The sequence below is a fragment of the Pantoea sp. CCBC3-3-1 genome (assembly GCF_007981265.1).
GTDB lineage: Bacteria > Pseudomonadota > Gammaproteobacteria > Enterobacterales > Enterobacteriaceae > Erwinia.
This window is the reverse complement of the sequence record NZ_CP034363.1, coordinates 2,444,360-2,462,170: the sequence shown is the minus strand read 5'-3', so window position 1 is coordinate 2,462,170 and position 17,811 is coordinate 2,444,360. Positions and strand designations below refer to the sequence as shown.

The 17,811-nt window shown below is 54.7% G+C and carries 16 protein-coding genes; 11 read left to right on the top strand and 5 right to left on the bottom strand.

What is annotated here, in order from left to right; translation table 11 throughout:
- The 8 genes from EHV07_RS11470 to EHV07_RS11435 are packed head-to-tail and all read left to right on the top strand — an operon-like array spanning nt 1 to nt 8,191.
- Nucleotides 1–507: a heme-binding protein gene (locus EHV07_RS11470; RefSeq protein WP_147198013.1), complete on the top strand. Its 507-nt coding sequence runs from the start codon at nt 1–3 to the stop codon at nt 505–507.
- Between the two features lie 25 nt (nt 508–532).
- Nucleotides 533–1,765 carry a propionate kinase gene (tdcD, locus tag EHV07_RS11465; protein WP_147198011.1) on the top strand — a complete coding sequence of 411 codons (1,233 nt, stop codon included), beginning with the start codon at nt 533–535 and terminating at the stop codon, nt 1,763–1,765.
- A gap of 53 nt (nt 1,766–1,818) precedes the next feature.
- Complete coding sequence (grpH, locus tag EHV07_RS11460) at nt 1,819–2,100, top strand: propanediol utilization system shell hexameric protein GrpH (RefSeq protein ID WP_005969382.1); 282 nt, start codon at nt 1,819–1,821, stop codon at nt 2,098–2,100.
- Between the two features lie 21 nt (nt 2,101–2,121).
- The gene (gene pduB, locus EHV07_RS11455) at nt 2,122–2,907 is read left to right on the top strand and encodes a propanediol utilization microcompartment protein PduB (protein WP_147198009.1); all 786 of its coding nucleotides are present in this window, start codon (nt 2,122–2,124) and stop codon (nt 2,905–2,907) included.
- Nucleotides 2,908–2,947: 40 nt separating this feature from the next.
- Nucleotides 2,948–4,336 (top strand): aldehyde dehydrogenase family protein, encoded by a 1,389-nt coding sequence (locus tag EHV07_RS11450; protein ID WP_147198007.1) that lies wholly within the window; start codon nt 2,948–2,950, stop codon nt 4,334–4,336.
- Between the two features lie 15 nt (nt 4,337–4,351).
- On the top strand, nt 4,352–4,645 hold the full coding sequence (locus EHV07_RS11445; RefSeq protein WP_147198005.1) for a BMC domain-containing protein: 294 nt from the start codon (nt 4,352–4,354) through the stop codon (nt 4,643–4,645).
- 38 nt (nt 4,646–4,683) lie between these two features.
- Nucleotides 4,684–7,227 carry a glycyl radical diol dehydratase GrpM gene (gene grpM, locus EHV07_RS11440; protein ID WP_147198003.1) on the top strand — a complete coding sequence of 848 codons (2,544 nt, stop codon included), beginning with the start codon at nt 4,684–4,686 and terminating at the stop codon, nt 7,225–7,227.
- A 46-nt stretch (nt 7,228–7,273) separates the two neighbouring features.
- Nucleotides 7,274–8,191 carry a glycyl-radical enzyme activating protein gene (locus EHV07_RS11435; RefSeq protein ID WP_147198000.1) on the top strand — a complete coding sequence of 306 codons (918 nt, stop codon included), beginning with the start codon at nt 7,274–7,276 and terminating at the stop codon, nt 8,189–8,191.
- Here EHV07_RS11435 and EHV07_RS25085 read toward each other — a convergent pair.
- The 4 genes from EHV07_RS25085 to EHV07_RS11415 form a co-directional block, all read right to left on the bottom strand.
- Nucleotides 8,162–8,476, bottom strand: a complete 315-nt coding sequence (locus EHV07_RS25085; protein ID WP_147197998.1) for a BMC domain-containing protein — start codon at nt 8,474–8,476, stop codon at nt 8,162–8,164. The genes EHV07_RS11435 and EHV07_RS25085 overlap by 30 nt on opposite strands.
- Nucleotides 8,477–8,654: 178 nt before the next feature.
- On the bottom strand, nt 8,655–9,716 hold the full coding sequence (locus EHV07_RS11425) for a helix-turn-helix domain-containing protein (protein WP_147200605.1): 1,062 nt from the start codon (nt 9,714–9,716) through the stop codon (nt 8,655–8,657).
- Nucleotides 9,688–10,962: a PocR ligand-binding domain-containing protein gene (locus EHV07_RS11420; RefSeq protein WP_147197996.1), complete on the bottom strand. Its 1,275-nt coding sequence runs from the start codon at nt 10,960–10,962 to the stop codon at nt 9,688–9,690. Before EHV07_RS11420 ends, EHV07_RS11425 begins: the two co-directional genes overlap by 29 nt.
- Nucleotides 10,963–11,044: 82 nt before the next feature.
- Nucleotides 11,045–11,950 (bottom strand): LysR substrate-binding domain-containing protein, encoded by a 906-nt coding sequence (locus EHV07_RS11415; RefSeq protein WP_147197994.1) that lies wholly within the window; start codon nt 11,948–11,950, stop codon nt 11,045–11,047.
- Between the two features lie 158 nt (nt 11,951–12,108).
- On the opposite strand from EHV07_RS11415, the gene EHV07_RS11410 reads away from it, so the two are divergent.
- Together EHV07_RS11410 and EHV07_RS11405 are read left to right on the top strand one after the other, a co-directional pair.
- Nucleotides 12,109–13,533 carry a M20 family metallopeptidase gene (locus EHV07_RS11410; protein WP_147197992.1) on the top strand — a complete coding sequence of 475 codons (1,425 nt, stop codon included), beginning with the start codon at nt 12,109–12,111 and terminating at the stop codon, nt 13,531–13,533.
- Nucleotides 13,530–14,810 (top strand): MFS transporter, encoded by a 1,281-nt coding sequence (locus tag EHV07_RS11405; protein WP_147197990.1) that lies wholly within the window; start codon nt 13,530–13,532, stop codon nt 14,808–14,810. The genes EHV07_RS11410 and EHV07_RS11405 overlap by 4 nt, the downstream gene beginning before the upstream one ends.
- A gap of 83 nt (nt 14,811–14,893) precedes the next feature.
- Here the strand turns inward: EHV07_RS11405 and aldA are convergent, their stop codons facing one another.
- Entirely contained in the window at nt 14,894–16,339 is a 1,446-nt protein-coding gene (aldA, locus tag EHV07_RS11400; RefSeq protein ID WP_147197988.1) for an aldehyde dehydrogenase, read from the bottom strand.
- Nucleotides 16,340–16,764: 425 nt separating this feature from the next.
- Here aldA and rhaT point away from each other — a divergent pair, with 425 nt between their 5' ends.
- Entirely contained in the window at nt 16,765–17,799 is a 1,035-nt protein-coding gene (rhaT, locus tag EHV07_RS11395) for an L-rhamnose/proton symporter RhaT (protein WP_147197986.1), read from the top strand.
- Nucleotides 17,800–17,811: the final 12 nt, after the last annotated feature.

Genomic DNA, 17,811 nt, shown 5'->3' with positions numbered 1-17,811 from the left:
ATGATCGATTATAAGGGTTCTGAGACGCCCAGGCTTGAAGTTTGCATTGATACTGCTATCGCCAGCCATACAGCCCGGCCAAAAACCGGTCTGAATCTCGATGACGCGGCATGGCTGGCCCACGCCGTACGTGAGGAGGCCGAGGCCCGGCAGGTGCCGGTAGTCTTCAGTCTGGTGGATGCCCACGGTCATCAGCGCTATTTCTTTAGCATGGAAGAGGCGTTGCTGATTAGCCACCGACTGGCTCCGCAGAAAGCCTGGACGGCGGTAGCGCTGAAAATGGCGACGCACGAGCTCGGCAGACAGGTTCAGCCCGCAATGGGGCTGCACGCGCTGGCAGCTGACCCAGGGATATGCTGGCTGGGAGGCGGACTGCCGTGCTGGTCACAGGGGCAATTACTGGGCGGTATTGGCGTTAGCGGCGGAACAGCTGAACAGGATATCGCCATTGCCCGTGCGGCGATTCTCCGCTTTAGCGACAGTCGTTACCCGCTGGTTTCGGCTTAGTTTTCTGGCCAGGGGAGATCGGAGTATGGCCTCTTCAGCTTCACGGGTTTTAGTCATTAATTGCGGCTCGTCCTCGCTGAAATTTTCAGTGCTGCCGTTGCAGGAAAAGATGCCCGTCTTCTCCGGGTTAGCAGAACGGTTGGGGCAGCAGGAAGCGAGTATGAGCTTCGTCGAGGCCCAGGGCGAAAAAACCACGCTTGTTCTTGACGAGCCGAGCCACCGGTGTGCGCTGAGCCTGCTGTTTTCGCAGCTGACCCGGCTGAATATGCTGGGTTCGCTCTGCGCAATTGGGCACAGAGTCGCGCATGGCGGCAGCGAGTTTACGCATTCGGTATTACTGACGCCGGAAACCGTCGATAAAATCCGCCGCGTGTCGCCGCTGGCCCCTTTGCATAATCCGGCAAATCTGATCGGCATTGAAGCGGCCCTCGCGCTGCTGCCTGAACTGCCGCAGGTTGCGGTATTTGACACCGCTTTTCACCAGACAATGCCGCCGGAAGCTTACACCTATGCCATTCCGCTGGAATTTCAGCAACGCTATCAGATCCGACGCTATGGCTTTCACGGCACCTCGCATCGCTATATAGCAGCAGAAGCGGTGGCTTATCTGCAACTCGATCCTGCTCATCACGGCATCCTTATTGCGCATCTTGGCAACGGTTCATCGGTCTGCGCGGTGAAAAATGGGCGCAGCGTCGATACCTCGATGGGGATGACGCCGCTGGAGGGACTGGTCATGGGGACGCGCTGCGGCGATCTGGATCTGGGTGCGGCAGCCTGGCTGGCGAAATGCACCGGGCAGTCCATTGAATCGCTTTGCCACCTTGCCAACACGCAATGCGGTTTGCTCGGACTGTCGGGGCTCTCCAGCGATTGCCGTACGCTCCAGGCCGCCTGCGAAAAGGGCGTTCCCCGCGCCAGGCTGGCGATTGAGGTGATGGTACACCGGCTGGCCCGTCATTTAGGCGGACATCTGGCCGCGTTGGATCGGCTGGACGCGCTCATTTTTACCGGCGGCATTGGCGAGAACTCCGTGCTGGTACGCGAGTTGACGGTCAGGCGGCTGGCGGTGTTTGGCCTGCGTCTGGATGAGCAAAAAAATCTGGCTATTCGGGGTGGGCAGAGCGGCGTGATATCAGCGCCGGGCAGCCCGGTTATCGCCGTGATCCCGACCAACGAAGAAAAGATGATTGCTGAAGATGCCGCGGCGATAGCTGGCGGCAGGCAGGCAACTTTATTGCCAGCGAACCACTTTTAAACCGTTAAGGATGAAGTTCCTTAACCTCTGTTCCTTTCATTAGCGAGGTTATTATGCAACAGGAAGCATTAGGTATGGTTGAAACAAAAGGGCTGGTGTCGGCGATTGAAGCCGCCGATACCATGGTCAAATCGGCGAATGTGATGCTGGTGGGCTATGAAAAAATCGGTTCCGGGCTGGTAACGGTCATGGTACGGGGCGATGTCGGTGCGGTAAAAGCGGCGACGGATGCGGGTTCCGCCGCAGCGGGTAAAGTGGGCGAGCTGGTGTCGGTACATGTCATTCCACGACCGCATATTGAAGTGGAAAAAATCCTGCCTAAGGCCGTCAGCTAATCAGGCCCGGGGAGGGTGGCTATGCGCGATGAGGAACGCATTCAGCAGATAATCTCTGACGTCATTAACAAAGAGACGGCAGAACGGTCAGTTGAGAAACGGACCAACACGCAGGGATGTGGATTAACGGAGTTTGTCGGGACGGCGCTGGGCCATACGATTGGTCTGGTCATTGCGAATGTCGACAACCAACTGCATGACGTGATGCATATCGACGGCAAATACCGTTCGCTGGGCATTATTGGCGGGCGAACCGGCGCTGGCCCGCATATTTTTGCCGCCGACGAAGCGGTAAAAGCCACCAACAGCGAAATCGTGGCGATTGAACTGGCGCGGGATACCGAAGGCGGCGGCGGCCACGGCTGCATGATTATTTTTGGTGCAGAAGACGTATCGGATGTGCGCCGTGCCGTTGAAGTCACGCTCAGCGAAATCGCCCGCACGATGGGAGATGTTTATGGTACGCCTGCGGGACATCTGGAGTTTCAGTACACCGCCCGCGCCAGCCATGCACTCTACAAGGCGTTTGGCGCCCCACCAGGAAAGGCGTTTGGTATGACCTGTGCTTCGCCTGCGGCGATTGGCGTAGTGATTGCCGATGCGGCGGCAAAAGCTGCCGTTATCGAGGCGGTCAGTTATGCCAGTCCGGCAAAAGGCACCAGCTTCAGTAATGAAGTGATTTTCACCTTCTCCGGGGATTCCGGTGCGGTTCGCCAGGCGGTAATAGCCGCACGTGAGACAGGTTTACAGCTGCTTGCCGCGCTGGATCCGACACCGATCAAATTCACCACCACACCCTACATCTGATTTCAATGGACATCGGGATGCCAGGTAAGGAAGCTTGAAGATGAATGATGATGAAATTACCCGGGCCGTCTCGCAGGTCCTTAGCAAATATACGCAAGGCCTGTCGGTTTGTGACGGTATCTTTGACTCAGTAGAGGAAGCGATTAGCGCAGCGGCACGGGCGAAGGTGCAGTTTCACCACTGTTCAATGCAGGATCGTAACGCTTTTATCCGCGGGCTTCGTGAACTCTTTTCGCAGGAAGAGGTATTAAACACCCTTTCCCGGATGGCGGTAGAAGAGACGGGAATGGGCAATTGCGCTGACAAGGTGATTAAAAACCGCGTGGCAGCGCTGCAAACGCCAGGCACTGAAGATCTCTGCACCCGTGCGCAGAGCGGCGACAGAGGTCTGACGCTGATGGAATTTTCCGCCTGGGGCGTCATTGCCTCAATAACGCCAACCACCAACCCAACGGAAACGATCATTAATAACAGCATCAGCATGCTGTCGGCGGGCAACAGCATCGTGTTCAGCCCGCATCCCCGATCGCGTAATGTTTCACTGCACGCTATTGCGTTGATAAACCAAAAGCTGGCGGCGCTGGGAGCGCCTGAAAATCTGGTAGTGACGGTGTCACAACCCTCCCTCGACAACACCACTGCGCTGATTGCCGATCCCCGCATCAACATGCTGGTTGCCACTGGCGGGCCGGCGATTGTCAAAACGGTGATGGCCTCCGGCAAAAAAGCGATTGGGGCGGGTGCCGGAAATCCGCCGGTGGTGGTTGATGAAACGGCGGATATAGAAAAGGCCGCCCGCGATATCGTGAATGGCTGTAGCTTCGATAATAATCTGCCCTGCATAGCCGAAAAAGAAGTCATCGTGGTCAGTCAGGTTGCCGACTACCTTATTCACTGCATGAAAAAAAGCGGCGCCTGGTTGTTAAGCGATAAAAAACAGATCCAGCAGCTCCAAAGGCTGGTAATGAACGAGCAGGGAAGCGGACCGGCAACGGCTTTTGTCGGTAAAGATGCCCGTTATATCCTTCAGCAGTTGGGCATTACCACCCCTGAAGAAGTTCGGGTCATCCTGCTGGAAACGGATAAATCCCATCCTTTTGTCGTTCATGAAATGATGATGCCGGTTCTGCCCGTGGTGCGGGCGGCTAACGTGGACGAGGCTATTGAACTTGCTGTAGAGGTTGAGCAGGGGCATCGGCACACCGCGATAATGCATTCCACCAATATCGATAAACTGAGCAAAATGGCTCGCCAAATCCAGACCACTATTTTTGTCAAAAATGGCCCTTCCTTTGCCGGGATCGGCGTGGGCGGCGAGGGCTATACCACCTTTACCATTGCCGGGCCGACGGGAGAAGGGCTGACCTCGGCCCGCTCTTTTACCCGCTGCCGCCGCTGCGTGATGGTGGAGGCGCTTAATATCCGCTGAGACAGGCTGTTAACCATGAAAACGCGTCTTATTAAGGCCCCCACGCCCGATACGCTGGCAATGTTGCAGCGCCGGATGCCGGCAGAGTTTCGTGCCCGCGTCGGGCTGATTCGCATTGATGCGGTCGGGCTGCTGATGCTGCCGGTGCCCGATCTCTATTTCTATGCCGATCTGGCCAGCAAAAGTGCCCAGATAGTAGTGACAGAAATTACCGGCAGTTGCCCACAGCACGTCACCACGCTGGCAATATTTGGCGAGCTGTCGGCTGTGGAAGAAGCTATGCGGGTCATTGCTCATGACGCCACTTAAGCTACCCGATCCAACCACCGTATTCAGGGAGTGAAATTATGTTAGAGAAAGGTTTTTCAGAGCCGACCGATCGCATTATACGACTGAAAAACAGGCTTATTCAGGCCCGACCTCACGTGGAGGCCGCACGGGCGGTACTGGTTACGCAGGCGTATAAAGAAAACGAGCATCAACCCGCCATCATGCGCCGGGCAAAAGCCGTGGAGAAACTCTTCAACGCGCTGCCAATCGTCATTCGTACCGACGAGCTGATCGTCGGTGCAGTAACGATCCATCCCCGTTCGACGCAGATCTGCCCGGAGTTTTCTTACGACTGGGTAGAAAAAGAGTTTACGACCATGGAACATCGTCTGGCCGATCCCTTCATAATTCCCAGTGAAACCGCGCAGGCGCTGCGCGAGGCATTTCAGTACTGGCCGGGTAAAACCACCAGTGCCCTGGCGGCATCTTATATGTCTCAGGGTACGCACGACAGTATGGCCGGCGGCGTTTTTACCGTGGGGAACTATTTCTTTGGCGGCGTGGGACACGTCAGCGTGGATTACGGCAAAGTGTTGAAAATCGGCTTTCAGGGCATTATCAATGAAGTGACCCGCGCGCTCGAACAGCTTGATCGCAGCCAGCCGGATTATATCCGCCGCCAGCAGTTCTACCACGCGCTGATTATCACCTATAAAGCCGCGATTGCCTTTGCCCATCGTTATGCGCAGGAGGCTTCCCGTCTGGCTCAGGAAGAGAAAGATCCGCTTCGGCAGCGCGAGCTGGAACAGATTGCGCAAAACTGTACTCGCGTCCCGGAACAGGGCGCCACGACTTTCTGGGAAGCTTGCCAGACCTTCTGGTTTATTCAAAGCATGTTGCAGATTGAATCCAGCGGCCACTCTATCTCGCCAGGACGGTTCGACCAGTATATGTATCCTTATCTCGCTGCGGATACATCCCTTACCCACGCGTTTGCTCAGGAACTGGTCGACTGCTGCTGGATCAAACTCAATGATATAAATAAAACCCGCGACGAGGTATCGGCTCAGGCGTTTGCCGGTTACGCCGTATTTCAGAACCTGTGCGTGGGAGGGCAGACGGAAGAGGGGCGTGACGCTACCAACGAGCTGAGTTATATGTGCATGGAAGCCACGGCCCATGTCCGTTTGCCGCAGCCTTCTTTCTCTATTCGCGTCTGGCAGGGGACGCCGGATGCTTTCCTCTACCGCGCCTGTGAGCTGGTGCGTCTGGGGCTGGGTGTCCCGGCCATGTATAACGACGAAGTTATTATACCGGCGCTGCAAAATCGGGGCGTTTCGCTGCACGACGCGCGCGATTACTGCATTATTGGCTGTGTTGAACCTCAGGCGCCACACCGTACGGAAGGCTGGCATGACGCGGCCTTCTTTAACGTCGCCAGGGTTTTGGAAATCACCCTGAACAACGGCCGCGCAGGCGATAAACAGCTGGGGCCGGCCACGGGTGAAATCACCACTTATCGCGACATCAATGACTTTTACGCCGCCTTCAGCCAGCAAATGGCGCATTTTGTCCATCAGCTGGTTGAAGCCTGTAACAGCGTGGATCTTGCCCACGGGGAGCGCTGTCCGCTGCCATTCCTGTCGGGACTGGTTGATGACTGTATCGGACGCGGAAAATCGTTGCAGGAAGGCGGAGCAATTTACAATTTTACCGGGCCGCAGGCCTTTGGCGTAGCGGATACCGGTGATTCCGTTTATGCCCTGCAAAAACAGGTTTTCGAAGAGAGCAGGGTTAGCCTTGCCGAACTGAAAAGCGCGCTGGAGAGCAATTTTGGTTATTTGACCGGCGAAGCGCCGCCTGACGATGCTTTGCCGGATGAGCAGGCCGTCTATGAGGTGGTTAAACGCATTATCGAGCAAAACGGTTTACTGGACCCGGCGGCAATCAAAAACGAAGTCTACCGTCAGCTTGCTGTCGCCTCTGAGCCGTCACCCTCCACAACGTCTGGCATGACGCGTTTTGCCGACATCCGCCGCATTCTGGAAAACACGCCCTGTTTTGGTAACGACATTGACGACGTGGATATGGTCGCCCGTCGCTGTGCGCTAATCTATTGCCAGGAAGTGCAGAAATACCGTAATCCGCGCGGCGGGCAATTCCAGGCCGGGATCTATCCGGTTTCCGCCAACGTGCTGTTCGGCAAAGATGTCGGCGCACTCCCTGATGGCCGCCTGGCCGGCGCCCCGCTGGCCGATGGCGTGTCACCGCGCCAGGGCAAGGATATGCTCGGCCCAACAGCAGCGGCGAACTCGGTAGCAAAACTCGATCACTTTATCGCCTCAAACGGTACGCTCTATAACCAGAAGTTCCTGCCTTCTTCGCTGGCTGGCGAGAAAGGGCTGCGCAATTTCAGCGGCCTGGTCAGAAGCTATTTCGATAAAAAGGGCATGCACGTGCAGTTTAACGTTATCGATCGGCAAACCCTGATTGAGGCGCAGAAGAATCCGCAGCAGCATCAGGATCTGGTCGTGCGGGTAGCAGGCTACAGCGCGCAGTTTGTCGTGCTGGCGAAAGAGGTTCAGGACGACATCATCAGCCGTACGGAACAGCAGTTCTGAACAGGACAGCGGGCCAGGGAGTGGCTCGCATAAAAAAGGACAGGATATGGATAAAGTCGATTACCACGCGGAAGGCGTACTTTTTAATATTCAACGCTACTCTCTGCATGACGGGCCGGGTATACGCACCATCCCTTTTCTTAAAGGCTGCCCGCTGGCCTGTAAATGGTGCAGCAACCCGGAATCGCAGCGGCCTCAGCCGGAAGTGATTTATAAAAAAAATGACTGCATTGAGTGTGGAAAGTGCATCGCAGTTTGCAGTCAGCAGGCTATTTCCACCCGCAATCGCTTCTTTATCGATCGGGAACGCTGTATTCAGTGCGGTGAGTGTACGCAGGTCTGTCCGACCGCGGCGCTGGAAATGAAAGGGAAGCGCATGACGGTGGCGGCCGTGATGCTCGAACTGCAAAAAGAGGAAAACCTTTTCCGGCGGTCGGGCGGTGGGATCACCCTCTCTGGTGGCGAGCCGCTGGCGCAGCCGGTATTTGCCCGCGAGTTGCTTAAAGCCTGTAAAGAACGGGGCTGGCACACGGCGATTGAAACGACGGGCATGGCCAGCCGGGAAGTGATAGAGCAGGTTTTTCCCTGGGTGGATCTTGCCCTGACGGATATTAAAGCGATTAATCCTCAGGTACACGCGTCTTTTACGGGTGTCAGTAACCAGCGTATTCTGGAAAATCTGATTCGAATTTCTTTTATTACCCAAACGGTAGTGCGCGTGCCGGTGATCCCTGGTGTTAACGATAATCCGCAAGAGATGCGCAGTATTGCCGAATTTGCCCGACTGATGTCCCGTGTCGACACCCTTCACCTGCTGCCTTATCACAGCTTCGGTGAGAACAAATACGCTCTGCTGGGTCGGGATTATTCACTGGCGAATATCGCTCAGCCGGATGAAAACAGGATGGCGCTATTGCAGGCGGAAATCGAAGCGTCAGGGCTTTCCTGCCAAATCGGGGGTTAACACCGTTTCAGCAGACTGGATAAAACTTTCCACACCTTCCGCACTGTGGGCAATGATCAGGTGTGAATAAAGCTGGTCGGCTTCCTTTAGCGCTGCCGCCCCTGCTGCAATCGCGGCATTGACTGCGCCAACATCTCCCTGCATTTTTAGCGTCACCAGACCGCCGCCTTTGGTGAGCTCATAGCCAGCCAGCGTGACGTTGGCTGCTTTCAGCGCGGCATCGGCGGCTTTTATCGCTGCCGCCAGCCCGACGGCTTCAATTAATCCCAGGCTTTTCCCTGACATACTATTCTCCTTTTTATGAGGTCAAGCGCCGCGCCAGAGGCGGGCGTCACCGCACAGCGTGGCGGCCGGATAAGGGGCAACACGCCCCAGGCATCAGGACGCCGTTCGGCAACTTCCTGTAAAACCAGCAGCAAGGCGAAACCGCATTTTAACGGGGCCACTCCACACTGGCGGTAAACTATGTTGTCGACAGTGTGGATTTTTTTGCTCTCTTTCTGCGGAAATCAGAAGGGGCCATGCCGGTTTCTTTTTTGAAAATGCGGCAAAAGTAATTTGCGTCCTGCCACGCCAGTTCAAGGGCAATAGCGTTAACATTGAGGTCGCTGTGCATTAGCAGCGACTTAGCCAGTTTGATTTTACGACGCGTAATATAAAGGGCAAAGCCAATGCCGGTATTTTTTTTAAATGTTCTGCTAAGGTAGCAGGGACTGACAAAAGATTTTTCCGCGATGCTATCAAGGGTCATATTTCCTGAAATATTTCTTTCAATATGAAACTTTGCCCGGGCGATAAAATCGAGGTGGCGGTAATTTCGTCTGAAAAAAAGATCGTATATAGTGGCGCTGACTTCCAGTAATGCAGCGATCATAAAACGGTAATGATGTCCGGCCAAACCCTGTTGGTGAAGGAGCAGAATAATCTGTCCGATTTTTTCATGGCAGCCAGCCAGTTTTTCATTTTCGGCAACAACATATTGTTGCAAGACTTCCAGCGCTTCCGCCAGGCTTTTGCCATTATCTGAAGCGGCTGCACCGTCACCGCTTTGCTCCATCAGGCCGAAAAGAAAATTATGCCACTGCGTATAATCGCCGCTTTCTATCAAACCGGAAATATGTGCTTTCAGCGCAATCGCTGCCGCAATTTCATTTTTACTGATGCGCAAATTATTTCTGACCGACTCACTAAGCAGGCATTGCTTAACCGGCTTGAGTAAATAATCATCAACCTTCAGGTTAAACATGCTGCGTATAAGGGTAAAGTCATCATTAGCCGTAATCACGATAACGCGGGTTTCTTTGCCTTGCTGTCGCAGATACTCAATAACTTGCTGGCCATTCGGTAAAGGGATATTGATATCCACCAGCATCATATTGATATGGCTGAGTTGATCGATCAGCTGCATGGCTTCGCGCCCTGTGCGGGCCAGATAAATCTCCGCATTGCTTACGCTCTGGCTCACAATACGATGCAGCGATTCCGACTCTATCAGCTCATCTTCCACGATCACGATATGGTACATCATTGCTCTCCTTAGCGGGGGGTGAATGCAGATGAAAACGCACGGACACCGTTGTCCCCATCATCGGCCGATACGCGCTGTTAATGGTCAACGCATCGTCTTGTCCGAACAATAACCGCATTCTTTCCTGAATATTGCTTATTCCGATACTGCCCTGTTGCCGTTTTTTCCTGCCCGAAAGAATATTTTCGATATCCTCAGGTGAAATTCCATCGCCATTGTCTGTTACGTCAATAATGATATCGTGACCATTATCCATGGCGCGGATCAGTAAGGAGCTTTTCACCTCGCGAGGCTCAACGACATAGTTAAAAAAATTTTCTATCAGCGGTTGCAGGAACAGAAAAGGGCACAGCACGGAAAAATATTTTTCGTCTATGTCAAACTGATACGTGAAGCGATCTGCCATTCTCACTTTCTGCACCGAAAGATAACTTTTTACATAGTTTATTTCCTGTCCCAGCGTAATGAATTGCTGGTTATTTTTACGCAGCAAATAACGCATCATATCGGAGAAGTCATGTACCATCGCTTCCGTACGCTGCGCATTTTCAAGAAAAGCCAGCCGGCTGATGGTATTTAAAATATTAAATAAAAAGTGCGGATTGATTTGATAGGAGAGCGCCTTAAATTCCGCTTCATGCAATGAGCGTTCAATTTCGATACGCTTGTGCAGCGCCTCGGAGAGTTCCCGCTCCTTCTGATGGAGTTCCCGCTGCACCGTATTGGTCCAGGCTTGCTCAACAAGGTAGGAAGCCACTTGTAACAGCGTGCGCGCTGTAGACTCCAGACGTTGATAAGGCATGCGCGGCGTTGTGTGATTACGATCGATCGGCCACGGGTTATCCGGCATAACCGGGCGGTTATGCAAAATATAAGGAATGGTCTGCTCTTTCTCCTTTTCTACGTTGACCTGTCCGGCAATAAACGCGCCAAGATAGTGGCCGTTAATCATGATAGGAACGGCAAACTCAACGAAACCACAGCAGCAGCGATACACGACCGGCTTACCAGCCAGCATAGCGGCACGGCCTCCTGCATTATCACTCTGATAACAGTATGTCGCCCGGTTGGGATGCGCGCGCGCCCTTAAGCAAAAGTCAGAAAAGCCGCTCGGGGAGGTTACGGGCGCGCCTGTTTCATCAACGACCACCAGTGCAATCATCATTGACTGGCTAAAATTGTCCTGCAATGTTTGCAGCCTGGCCACATCTAAAAATTCTGAAAGCGTATAGCGTGATTTCATGACACCCGTCCGTAGCAACATTTCTCCGTGCATCATGAAATGTAACCGGGTTCGGCCTGGTAAATATTGAGCATGCTCACAGCTAAAAAAGCGCGCTTTGTAACTCCAGCTCTTTGGCAACAAACGTCAAAAACAGACTTAGCGCCGCCGATTGCTGGCGGCCAGAGACTGTCTGTACCTGCAACGTTCGCTGGGTAAGCTGATCGATGCCCAGCGAGCGCAGCAGCAGGCCATGTTCTTTTGCCTGATACAGCACGGTAAACTGGCTGCAAAGGGTGATGGCCTGCGGATTTTGCAGCAAAAAGCTATACAGCGTACTGAAGTTATTGCAGGTCAGCACCGGTTCGATAAACGTGCCGCTCATCTGGCAGGAGAGTTCGAAAAGCTGCCGCACGGTGGTGCCCTGATCGGGAAGGGCAACGGGGAACGCCGTTAAGTCGCGCAGTTGAAAAGGCTTTGTCGCCAGCGGATGGTGTTCATTCATCACCATCAGTACCGGCGCGGGCCAGGACCCTACCACGTTCACGCCTCGCTCCGGTTGCAGGCTAAACTGGAAAGCCACGTCACATTCCCCCTGGCGCAGGATTTCTGCCACGCCTAAGGTGCTACTGACTGTCAGCGTAAAACTGACCGCCGGATGTAGCTGGCGAAACTGCGAGCACAGCGTGGGTAACAAGCTGAACGCCATCCCGTCGGTACAGGCCAGACGCAGCGCCGTACGTCGCACCGCCTTCAGGCCTTTAATCTCCGCCAGGGCCTGGTCCATTCCCAGCATGCTTCGACGCACATGGCTCTCAAAAATCCTGCCTGCATCATTCAGCACCATTCCCCGCGCGTGACGATCGAATAACGGCGTGCCGATTTCCGCTTCCAGCCGCTGGATTTGGCGGCTGATTGCCGACACAGCCACAAATAGCTGCTGGCTGGCGGCGCTTAACGAACCGCTACTGGCGACGGCCAGAAAATAGCGAATTTCCGAACTGTGCATCGCTGTGCCTCTTTATAGTGCATGCCGCGTTTTCGTGCAGCCGGGCATTGCTTTTTAAGCAACGCTTGTTTGATATTTTAATAATTGTGGCAAAGCGCGATTTTAGCTTAGATGGTCTGCATAACAAAATCACAATGCAAACACATCGGGGCAGATTTATGACAGCTGAACAGGCGGTAAAACAGGCGGCAGCCTATTTCGACAGCGGCAAATTCCAGCAAACGCTGGCGCGCCGCATCGCGATTCGTTCCGAGAGCCAGCGAGACGATCGCGACGCGGAACTGCAACGCTATCTGCAAGAAGAGATCAGCCCGGCAATGCAGGCGCTGGGCTTTGAACTGACCCCTATTGCCAATCCTCAGGCGCCGCGCCGACCATTTCTGTTGGCAACCAAAATCGAAGACGCCAGTTTGCCCACGCTGCTGTGCTATGGGCATGGCGATGTGGTTTTTGGCGATGATGCAAACTGGCGCGAAGGGCTTTCCCCGTGGGAACTGACCGAAGAGGGCGATCGCTGGTACGGCCGCGGCAGCGCCGATAATAAAGGCCAGCATTCGGTTAACATTGCCGCGCTGGAGCAGATTTTTGCCGCACGCGGCGGTCGGTTAGGCTTTAACTGCAAATTCCTGTTTGAAATGGGCGAGGAGATCAGCTCGCCTGGCCTTGCACAAATCTGTCGTGACCATCAGCAGCTGCTTAGCGCCGATATTTTTATCGCCTCTGACGGGCCAAGGCTCAGCGCCGATCGCCCGACGCTGTTTCTTGGCTCGCGCGGTGCGGTCAACGTTCGTCTGAGCATTCAGGCGCGCGACAGAGATTACCATTCAGGCAACTGGGGGGGCTTGCTCTCCAACCCGGGCACCCAGCTCGCTAACGCCATCGCCTGCCTGGTCAATCATCGGGGACAATTGCAGGTTAGCGCGCTCAGGCCACCCGCAATTAGCGACGCTGTCCGCGCCATCCTGAGCGATATTGAAGTAGTGAGCAGCGCTGAAGGTCCGCAAATTGATGAAAGTTGGGGCGAGGCGGGGTTAACACCCACTGAACGCTTATATGGCTGGAACACGCTGGAAGTGCTGTCGTTTCTCACGGGTAACCCGGCGCAGCCGATGAACGCCATTCCTGGCAGCGCCACCGCCGTTTGTCAGCTGCGTTTTGTAGTCGGTACCGACTGGGAAAATATTGCTCAGCACCTACGCGCGCATCTGGATAAGCACGGCATGGCTCAGGTTGAGGTTGAGGTGCTGCGCGGTTCGCCAGCAACCCGGCTCGACCCACGCGATCCGCTGGTCGACTGGGCGTTGGCCGCGATGCAGCAGACCAGCGGTAAGAAAACCGCGCTGTTGCCTAATCTCGGCGGCTCGCTGCCGAACGATGTGTTTGCGCACATTCTCGGCCTGCCCACCCTGTGGGTGCCGCACTCTTATCCTGCCTGCGGTCAGCATGCCGTTGATGAACATATGCTGAAATCGATTGCGCGTGAAGGTCTGCAAATAATGACGCGTCTGCTGTGGGATTTGGGCGAGAAGGGCGGGCAGCTGCTTGCCAGCCATCATGACTATCAGCAGGGAGCATCGCGATGAGCACCGTAATAGATCGGCGGATTGAGACGGCGCAGGCGACGCCCAATCTGTATAAAACCCTGTTCGCGACCTGCATTGGCAACGCGCTGGAGTGGTTTGATATCGCGGTTTATGGCTTCTTTGCCAGCTATATTGCCCATGCTTTTTTCCCGACGCAGGATCCTGCCGTATCGCTACTGCTGACCTTTGGCAGCTTTGGCGTCTCTTTTCTGATCCGACCGCTGGGCGCGGTGGTGCTGGGCGCTTACGCCGATCGCGTCGGACGAAAAAAAGCGCTGCTGCTTTCCATCTCCCTAATGACGCTGGGTGGTGCAATCATTGTGCTGATGCCGTCATGGCGCAGCATTGGCCTGATTGCGCCGGTAATGATCCTGCTGGCGCGGTTGATTCAGGGCTTTTCCGCGGGCGGTGAGTTTGGCAGCTCAACGGCATTTCTTGTGGAACATTTTCCCCATCGACGGGCTTTTATTGCCAGCTGGCAGTTTGCTACCCAGGGGGCCAGCACGCTGCTGGCTTCCGCATTCGGCCTGGGCTTGACTCACTGGCTGAGCGAGTCGCAGATTCAGGACTGGGGATGGCGCATTCCGTTTGCATTTGGCCTGCTGATTGGCCCGGTAGGATTGTATATCCGTCGCCACGTTCATGAACCTGAAAGTTTCGTGACGCGTGAAAAGGTGCGTTCGCCGCTTACGCTGCTTTTTGCCCGGCAAAAAACATTGATGCTGCTGGCGACGGGTTTGATGGTCATTTCAACCGGCATCAACTATATGCTGAATTATGTGCCGACCTATGCCACACGCAGCCTGCATTTACCCGGTTCGGCGGCCTTTAGCGCCACGCTGCTGGCGGGCGTGATCCTGACGGTGGTGACGCCGCTGATGGGGCTGCTGGCGGAAAAAACGGGTCGCAGACCGCTGATGTGGGGCTCGCTGGGGCTGTTGATTTTGACTATCTATCCGGCGTTCTCGCAGGTGGTTGATCATCCTACACCAGCAAGGTTGCTGGTGCTGGTGGGCTGGATGGCGCTGCTGAAATCGGTTTATTTTGCCACGGTACCCTCCATGATGGCGGATCTGTTTCCCATCAGCACCCGTGCCAGCGGCATGGCCATTACCTATAACGTTGCCGTCACCGTATTCGGCGGATTTGCGCCGCTAATCTGTACGTTGCTGATCACCGCCACCGGAACCAGTCTCGCTCCTGGGTATTATTTAATGGTGCTGGCGTTGGTGAGCGGCTGGGCGCTGCTGAAAAGTCAGGTTCGGTTGAGGGATTAATGCACAAGGACATGCGGTAGGAACCTGTCGTGTTTCTCCTGCCAGCGAATTATCTGACAGACGACTGCGTTCCCGCTCCGCCCCTAATCCTCGTGCGCCTGTAAATAGGCTACGTGAGTTTGCAGATACTCTTCCAGCCCGTGACGGCCATCGGCACCGCCAATCCCCGATTTTCGCCAGCCCGCGTGGAAACCCTGCATCGCTTCAAAATTCTCACGATTGACGTAGGTTTCGCCAAACTTCAGTTTCTTCAACGCCTGCATTGCGGTATTGAGATTTTCGGTGAAAATGGATGAGGTCAAACCGTATTCGCTGTCGTTTGCCAGCGCAATGGCATCGTTAAGCGTGCGGAACGGCATTACCGGCAGAACGGGGCCAAAGGTTTCCTCCTGCATAATCGCCATATCCTGACGCACGTTGGTTAACAGCGTGGGTTCAAAGAAAAAGCCTTTATTGCCTGACCGTTTACCACCGGTAACAACCTTAGCGCCCTGCGCCACGGCCTCAGCAACTTTCTGCTCCATTCGTGCCAGCGCGTCGGCGGAGATCAACGGCCCCATATCCAGCTTATCCGACTGACCCGGATCGCCGCTGGTCACTTCCCGGAACGCCGCAGTCAGACGGGCAATGACCTCGTCATAAACCTCTTCCTGAACGTATAACCGCTCGGTGCAGTTGCAAACCTGCCCGGTATTGATCATTCGCGATGCGACGACCGCACCGATCGCCCGGTCCAAATTGGCATCTTTCATGATAATGGCCGGCGCCTTTCCGCCCAGCTCCAGCGACACTTTAGTGATATTTTTCGCAGCGGCTGCAAGCGTGGCCACGCCCGCATTCACACTGCCGGTCAGGCTGACCATACCGACTTTGGGATTAGCGGCCAGCGCCTGGCCAACGTCCGGGCCATAGCCGGTGACGATATTGAAAACGCCCGCTGGCAAGCCGATTTCGTCAACAATTTCGGCAAAAATCATTGCATTATTCGGCGTAAGTTCGCTCGGTTTAAGCACTATCGTATTGCCGGTGAGCAGCGCCGGAGCCGCTTTACGGGCAATAAGAAAGAAAGGGAAATTCCAGGGCAGGATACCGGCGGTAACACCAATGGCTTTTTTAAATACCAGAATCGTTTCGTTGACGCGATCGCTCTGCACGATCTCGCCTTCATAACGGCGATCCCAGTCCGCCATGTATTCAAGATAGTCAGCGGTGAACAGGACTTCTGTTTTCGCCAGCTGCTGCGTTTTGCCGCCTTCGGCAACGATAGTCGCGCTAATTTCTGCTTCACGACGCCGCACGCCGGCAGCAATGCGGCGCAGCCAGTTGCCACGTTCAACGGCGGGCAACGCTTCCCATTTTGGCTGAGCGGCTTCAGCTGCAACGATCGCGAAGTCGGTATCTTCACGGCTGCCCTGCGGGATCTGCGAGAGCGTTTCTTCCGTGGCGGGATTAATGACCGCGATCCAGCGTCCGCTGTGGTTTTCGACAAACTGACCGTTAATATAATGACGATATTGGCGCAGGCTCATGGCAGGGTCTCCGTAAAGCGCGATTTTCAGGTTAAATAGTTGTTAAATTAAAGTGTATTTGTTTGTATTTTTTGTTGCCTTGGTGGGATTGCCACGCCTGCGAGAGTTTTGGCAAAAAAACAATTATTTTACGCAAATACTGGCGTTGCTCTAAGGTGCGCACGCTTCAAAAAGAAAGAGATGTTTCTTTAGGGTTAAGGAAATGTTTTTACAGCAGGCGAGACTGAGAGGAATTAACGGGGATTCACGCTTTTTGTCTGTGCCGGAATCGTGCCTGGTACAGTTTGTGATCGCGGTCGGCGATAGCTGCTGAATTTTGCCATTTTTGTATCCGCGCGGGCAGCCAGCATAAGGTCGCGCCCGATCAATCCTTCGTAGACTGCTGGCTCACCGGGATTTAACCCTACCTACGAAGGAAGATAACAATGAGTCAAACTATCCTTTCCGGCATCCTCTGGCATCTGGTTGGCGCGGCCAGCGCCGCTTGTTTTTACGCTCCAATGAAAAAGGTGCGTAACTGGTCCTGGGAAACCATGTGGTCAGTTGGCGGCATCATGTCATGGATCCTGTTGCCCTGGGCGGTCAGCGCTGTACTGCTACCTCACTTTTGGGCGTTTTACAGCTCTTTTACCCTCTCTCAGCTCCTGCCGGTATTTCTGTTCGGCGCTATGTGGGGCATCGGTAATATCAATTACGGCCTGACCATGCGTTATTTGGGCATGTCGATGGGGATCGGCATCGCCATCGGCATCACCCTGGTGGTCGGAACGCTGATGACGCCGCTGTTGCAGGGACGTTTTGTCGAACTCTTCAGCTCAACCGGCGGCAGATTAACGCTGCTTGGCGTACTGGTTGCGTTAATCGGGGTAGCGATTGTGTCCCGGGCCGGTTTGATGAAAGAGCGGGCGATGGGCATTACCGCCGAAGAATTTAACCTGAAAAAAGGACTGATGCTGGCGGTGATGTGCGGGATCTTCTCGGCCGGTATGTCGTTTGCGATGAATGCGGCAAAACCAATGCACGATGCCGCCGCCGCCATGGGCATCGATCCGCTTTACGCTTCGTTACCCAGCTACGTGATCATTATGGGAGGGGGTGCGATAGTCAATCTGGGCTTCTGCTTCATTCGTCTTGCCACCAAGTCCACGCTGTCGGTAAAAGCGGATTTCTCCGTGGCTAAGCCGTTGCTGATCGCGAATGTATTGCTCTCATTGCTGGGTGGCACCATGTGGTATCTGCAATTTTTCTTCTACGCCTGGGGCCACGCCCGTATCCCGGCGCAGTATGATTTTATCAGCTGGATGCTACATATGAGCTTCTACGTGTTGTGCGGCGGTCTGGTCGGTCTGGTGCTGAAAGAGTGGAGAAATGTGGGGCGTCGTCCGGTGAGCGTGCTGTGTGGCGGCTGCTTTGTCATTATTATCGCCGCCAATATCGTGGGGATGGGAATGATGTCCTGATAACGGCTCCGC